5 protein-coding genes and 1 tRNA gene are annotated in these 5,409 nt (G+C 68.9%); 3 read left to right on the top strand and 3 right to left on the bottom strand.

Features of this window, described 5'->3' with window-relative positions; translation table 11 throughout:
* A partial coding sequence (locus GJV64_RS11000) for an N-acyl-D-amino-acid deacylase family protein (protein ID WP_164157272.1) occupies positions 1-1,515 on the top strand: 1,515 nt, incomplete at its 5' end.
* Here the strand turns inward: GJV64_RS11000 and GJV64_RS10995 are convergent.
* Both GJV64_RS10995 and GJV64_RS10990 read right to left on the bottom strand, forming a co-directional pair.
* Positions 1,516-2,547, bottom strand: a complete 1,032-nt coding sequence (locus tag GJV64_RS10995) for a potassium channel family protein (protein ID WP_164157271.1) — start codon at positions 2,545-2,547, stop codon at positions 1,516-1,518. It lies immediately after the preceding gene.
* On the bottom strand, positions 2,544-3,602 hold the full coding sequence (locus GJV64_RS10990) for an alpha/beta fold hydrolase (RefSeq protein ID WP_164157273.1): 1,059 nt from the start codon (positions 3,600-3,602) through the stop codon (positions 2,544-2,546). The genes GJV64_RS10995 and GJV64_RS10990 overlap by 4 nt, the downstream gene beginning before the upstream one ends.
* A 137-nt stretch (positions 3,603-3,739) precedes the next feature.
* Between GJV64_RS10990 and GJV64_RS10985 the strand changes: the two genes are divergently transcribed.
* Positions 3,740-4,738 carry an alpha/beta fold hydrolase gene (locus tag GJV64_RS10985; RefSeq protein WP_164157270.1) on the top strand — a complete coding sequence of 333 codons (999 nt, stop codon included), beginning with the start codon at positions 3,740-3,742 and terminating at the stop codon, positions 4,736-4,738.
* Positions 4,739-4,758: 20 nt separating this feature from the next.
* On the opposite strand, the gene GJV64_RS10980 is transcribed toward GJV64_RS10985, so the two are convergent.
* A tRNA-Leu gene (locus GJV64_RS10980) sits at positions 4,759-4,845 on the bottom strand.
* Between the two features lie 169 nt (positions 4,846-5,014).
* On the opposite strand from GJV64_RS10980, the gene GJV64_RS10975 reads away from it, so the two are divergent.
* Positions 5,015-5,409, top strand: a 395-nt coding sequence (locus GJV64_RS10975; RefSeq protein ID WP_164157269.1) for an SDR family NAD(P)-dependent oxidoreductase, incomplete at its 3' end; no start/stop codon positions are given.

Genomic DNA, 5,409 nt, shown 5'->3' with positions numbered 1-5,409 from the left:
GGCGCGGCGCCGGCCGGGCCCGGCCGGCGCCTTGACGCGAAGGGCCGCGCGGTGGCGCCCGGCTTCATCAACATGCTCAGCTGGGCCAACGAATCGCTGATTGTCGATGGCCGCGCACTGTCCGACCTCAAGCAGGGCGTCACGCTGGAAGTGATGGGCGAAGGCAGCAGCATGGGGCCGTGGACCCCGGCGATGAAGGCCGTGCGCGAGGCCAGGCAGGACGACATCAGGTACAAGGTGAACTGGACCAGCCTGGCCGAGTATCTCGACATGCTGGCGGGCAAGGGCATTGCCGTGAACGTCGCCAGCTTTGTCGGCGCCTCCACGGTGCGGGTGCATGTGCTGGGCGAGAACAATGTACAGCCCACGCCCGAGCAGCTGGCCCGGATGCAGGGGCTGGTGAAGACCGCGATGCACGAGGGTGCGCTGGGGGTGGGATCGGCACTGATCTACACGCCGGGCAATTATGCCAGCACCGCCGAGCTGACGGCGCTGGCGAAGGCGGCGGGGGACTGTGGCGGCATGTACATCAGCCATATCCGGAACGAAGGCCCGACAATCGAGGCGGCGATCGACGAGATCATCGCCATCAGCCAGGGCAGTGGCGCGCGGGCCGAGGTCTACCATCTGAAGCAGGCCGGCCGCGCCAGCTGGGGCAAATATGATGCCGTGATCGCCCGCATCGAGGCGGCGCGCGCCGCCGGCGTGCAGCTCAGCGCCGACATGTACACCTATGCCGCCTCCGCCACCGGGCTCGATGCCTCGATGCCGCTGTGGGTGCAGGAGGGCGGGATCGAGCGCTGGGTGGAGCGCATGAAGGATCCGGCCACGCGCGCTCGTGTCATCGCCGAGATGAAGTCCCCGCCGCCCGGCGAGACCAATTCGATGCAGGAGGCCGGCGGGCCGGAGAAGGTGCTGCTGCTGGGCTTCCGTTCCGAGGCGCTGAAGCCGCTGACCGGCAAGACGCTGGCCGAGGTGGCGGCCATGCGGGGCAAGAGCGCGGAAGATACCGCGATCGACCTCGTGATCGAAGACGGTAGCCGCATCGAGGTGGCCTATTTCTCGATGAACGAGGACAATGTGCGAAAGCAGGTGGCCATCCCGTGGGTCAGCTTTGCCAGCGACGCCAGCGCCCAGGCGCCCGAGGGCGTGTTCCTCAAATCCTCCACCCACCCGCGCGCCTATGGCAATTTTGCCCGCGTGCTGGGCAAATATGTGCGCGAGGAGAAGGTGATCAGCCTGGCCGAGGCCGTGCGCAAGCTGGCCGCGCAGCCCGCCTACAATCTGAGGATCGAAGGTCGCGGGCGCCTGAAGCCCGGCAATTTTGCCGATATCGTAATCTTCGATCCGGCCACGATTGCCGACACCGCCAGCTTCGCCCGGCCGCAGCAGCTGGCCGTCGGCGTCGATCAGGTCTGGGTCAACGGCGTCCAGGTGCTGGCCGATGGCCAGCCCACCGGTGCTGCCGCCGGCCGGCACGTGAAGGGGCCGGGCACGGGCAAGTGCCCAGCCTGATCAGCGCGCCACCTTCAGTATCTCCACCAGCAGGTCGCCGGCCTCGAGCGCCTGCGCACCGGGATCAAACCAACCGACCGGTTGCCCCGCCCGGATGATGCGCACCCCCAGCCCGGTGGTGATGGCCGCCAGCGGCTTGCCCACCTCGTCTGCACGCACCGGCCGCTCGCACAGCGCGACGCGGCCATTGGCGGCGGCCAGATCCATGATGTAATCGACCGCGTGGCCGTTGGTGGCGGCGCGGGCCAGCAGATGGCCGCCGAGCAGCACCGGGTTGATGATGGCATCGGCACCGGCCTGGTGCAGCAGATCGGCATTCTCCTCGGCGCGCACCGAAACGCTGATCCGTGCCGCCGGTGCCAGCCGCCGGGCCGAGAGCACGATCAATGCCGCCGCATCATCGCGCGACGGCGCCACGATCACCCGTGCCGCGCGGCTGATGCAAGCCGTGTCAAGCACCGCATCATGGGTGGCATCGCCGACGATGCCGGTCACACCAAACTGCATGGCTTCCGCGATGCGGTCCGCTTCCTTGTCCACCACCACGATGCGATCATGCGGCACGCCTTGCGCGATCAGTTCTTCAACGGCGGCGGCGCCTCCGGTGCCGAAGCCGCACACCACCACGTGGCCGCTGAGCTTGCGCTGTGTCATGCGTGTCCTCACCTGTTGCCAGCCGCGTTCGAAGAAGAAGCCATAGGCGGTGCCCAGAAAGATCAACCACACGAACAGCCGGATGGGCGTCACCACGAACGTGTCGAACATGCGTGCGGCGTCACTCACCGGCACGATATCGCCATAGCCAACGGTCGTCACCGTGATGGCGGTGAAATAGACCACGTCGGAGAAGCTGATATGGCCGTCGATGTTGTCCTTGAGGCCGGCGCGTTCCCACCAGTGCCCGCCCACGGCCAGGGCAAACAGCGTCAGCACCGCCAGCACCCGGATGGCCAGCGTGGCGGCCACATTCAGTCTCGGCGGCAGCCGCAGCACCGGCCCGCCGGCGTCGCCAGTGCCTGGCGACGGGGTCACTGGCTACGCGCCAGCAGCGCCTTCAGTTCGCCTTCCCAGAAGCTGCTCCACGTGTGGGTGCTGTGACCGCGCGTCTCGGCGCTTTCCGGGATCAGCACGAAACGGCCCTGCGGCATCGATCGCGCCCATTTGTCCGGTGTGCCGACGCCGGGCGGATTGATGAAATCATCGGCGCTGTTCACCCAGGTCACCGGCACCCGGATGCGCGCCAGCCGTGCCAGCGGCTTGTAGTTGCGGCTGGCTTCCAGCTGGTAGATGCGGTCATTGGCATCGGCGCTGGCGGAAAGGCCGCGCTCCATCGCCTGGGCCGCCAGCGTGTCGGCCGCCGTGCGGGTGGGGGCATCGGCCTGCATCCTGAGCGGCGCCGAACTGGCCATCGCCTGCAGCGCGACGCCCACCCTCAGGCCGTTCAGCGGCGGCGTGGTGTAATTGCCGCCCTGCCAGTCGGGATCGGCCTTGATCGCCTGGATGGCCATCGCCCGCCACATGCGGTTGCGCCCGGCGATCTCGATCACGTTGCAGGCCAGCGGCATGATGGCCTTAGCGCGGCCGGGCTGATCGACGCCGAACTGGAAGCCCATCATGCAGCCCATCGACGTGCCCATCAGCAGCCGCAGCTGCTTGACGCCCAGGTGATCGAGCAGCAGGCCCTGCGCCTTCACCATGTCGGCATAATCATAGGCCGGGAAGGCCATCTTCAGGCCGTCGGAAGGCTTGGAGGAGCCGCCATGGCCGATGGCATCGGGCAGGATGATGAAATATTTCGCCGCGTCCAGCGTGCCGCCCTTCTCGAACAGCCGGGCGAACTGGGGGGCGAGGAACTGCGCGCCGGTCCCGCCTGTGCCGTGCAGCACCATCACCGCGTTGGTGATCTCGCCCTTGGCATTCTTCACCGGCGTGCCCAGCGTGCGATAATGCTGACGCAGCTCCGGCAGCGTCTTGCCGTCGGCAAAACGGACGTTCGTGGTGGTGAAATCGGCCTCGCTCACCGCGGGGGCTGCCTGCGCGCCGGTGGCCAGCGCGGCCAGCAGCGCCAGACCTGTGATCCATCGCATCGTCACACATTCTCTCCAGGGCAAGTCCGCCCGCAGACTTTGCCGGCGCCGCGCCCCAGCGCAACCAAAAACACCAGCGCCGCCGGTGCCGGATTGCGGGATTGCCCGCATGGCGCGGGCCCCGCCAGCGCGCCATCATGGCCCTCGCCGATCCGATGCGTCGTCGCACCGTTCTTGCCCTGGCTGCCGCCAGCCTTGCCGCCGCGATGGGCGCCGGCCTTGCCGCCGATGGCTTTCGCCGCGATCTGGCAGCCGCGCGCCAACGGCTTGCCGGGCGCAGCCGCCTGGTCGACACCCGCCATGGCCGCATCGAGTTGGCCGAAGCCGGCAGCGGGCCGCCATTGCTGATGATCCACGGCACCGGTGGCGGCTTCGATCAGGCGCTGGCCTTTGGCGCGCCGCTGGTGGCACTGGGCTGGCGGGTGATCGCGCCGTCGCGCATCGGGTATCTGGCCAGCGACTATCCGCCGGGCGCGACCCCCGACACCGAGGCGGATGGCCTTGCCGATCTCTTGGCGGCACTGGGCATCGACCGGGCGCCGGTGATTGGCGGTTCGGCCGGGGCGCTGCCGGCGATCGCGTTTGCCATCCGTCATCCGGATCGCTGTGCGGCCCTGGTGGCGCTGGTGCCGGCGGCGTTTGCCCCTGGCCGGCCACCGGTGCGCCCGCCCACGCCGCTGGCCCGGGCCATCATCGAGCATGGCCTGAAATCCGACCTGCTGTTCTGGCTGGGGATCAGGCTGGCGCCGGATGCGATGATCGGCACCCTGCTGGCCACCGATCCGGCGCTGGTGGCCGCTGCTCCGGCTGCAGAACAGGCGCGGGTGCACGCGATCCTGCGCGATATCCTGCCGGTGAGTGACCGCGCGCGCGGCTTTGCCCACGATGCCCGCTTTGCCGCGGACCCGCCTCGCCAGGCCCTGGAGCGTATTCGGGCGCCAACGCTGAGTGTCTCGATGGAGGATGATCGCTTCGAGACCGCCGCCGCCGCCCGCCACATCGCGGCCAGCGTGCCTGGCGCCGAGCTTCTGCTGTTTCCCACTGGTGGCCACGTCTGGGTCGGGCGGGAAGCGGCCCTGTTTGCCGGCGTCGACGCCTTCCTGCGCCGCGCCCTTCAGAAAGAAGGCCGCTCCTGACGGAGCGGCCTTCCGAATGATGGTGCCCAGAAGAGGACTCGAACCTCCACGCCCTTGCGAGCGCCAGCACCTGAAGCTGGTGCGTCTACCAATTCCGCCATCTGGGCACGGCCCAATTGCTTGGGCGGTAGGCGCCGGCTGTTATGAGTGGAATCAGGGCTTGTCAATGACCCGGCGGCGGCTTTTTGGAACGATAGCCCGCCCGGGCCGGGGCGCTCGGTCGCGGGGCAAGATGGCTCAAGACAGGCTGCGGCCAACGCGCTAAAGCCCGTGTCCATGCCTGAACAGCCCGTCCAAGCGCCCTCCCAGGCCCTCTCTGCGGCCGCATCCGATTCCGTGCTGGCGGCCGGCGCACTGGTCACCGTGATCGGCGGCGCCGGCTTCATCGGCCGCTACGTGGTGGAGGCGCTGGCCCGCGCCGGCTGCCGCGTGCGGGTCGTCTCGCGCCATGCCGACAGTGCGCTGTTCCTCAAGCCGCTGGGCGATCTGGGCCAGATCCAGATCGTGTCGGGCAACATCAGCGATGATGCCGCGATGGCCGCCGCCTTCACCGGCGCGGCGGTCGGCGTCAATCTCGTCGGTATCCTGGCCGAAAGCGGCAGCCAGCGATTTGATGCGTTGCAGGCCGAAGGTGCCGGGCGGGCGGCGCGCGCCGCTGCCGCCGCCGGGGC

Origin of the sequence: Sandarakinorhabdus rubra (assembly GCF_010994245.1) — a bacterium.
Lineage (GTDB): Bacteria > Pseudomonadota > Alphaproteobacteria > Sphingomonadales > Sphingomonadaceae > Sandarakinorhabdus > Sandarakinorhabdus rubra.
The sequence above is the reverse complement of the archived record's forward strand: the minus strand, read 5'-3'. Positions and strand labels throughout refer to the sequence as shown.

Bases quoted from the DNA above. Each gene is read 5' to 3' on its own strand.
- GJV64_RS10990 (WP_164157273.1), bottom strand. From the start codon at position 3,602: ATGCGATGGATCACAGGTCTGGCGCTGCTGGCCGCGCTGGCCACCGGC.
- GJV64_RS10985 (WP_164157270.1), top strand. From the start codon at position 3,740: ATGGCCCTCGCCGATCCGATGCGTCGTCGCACCGTTCTTGCCCTGGCT.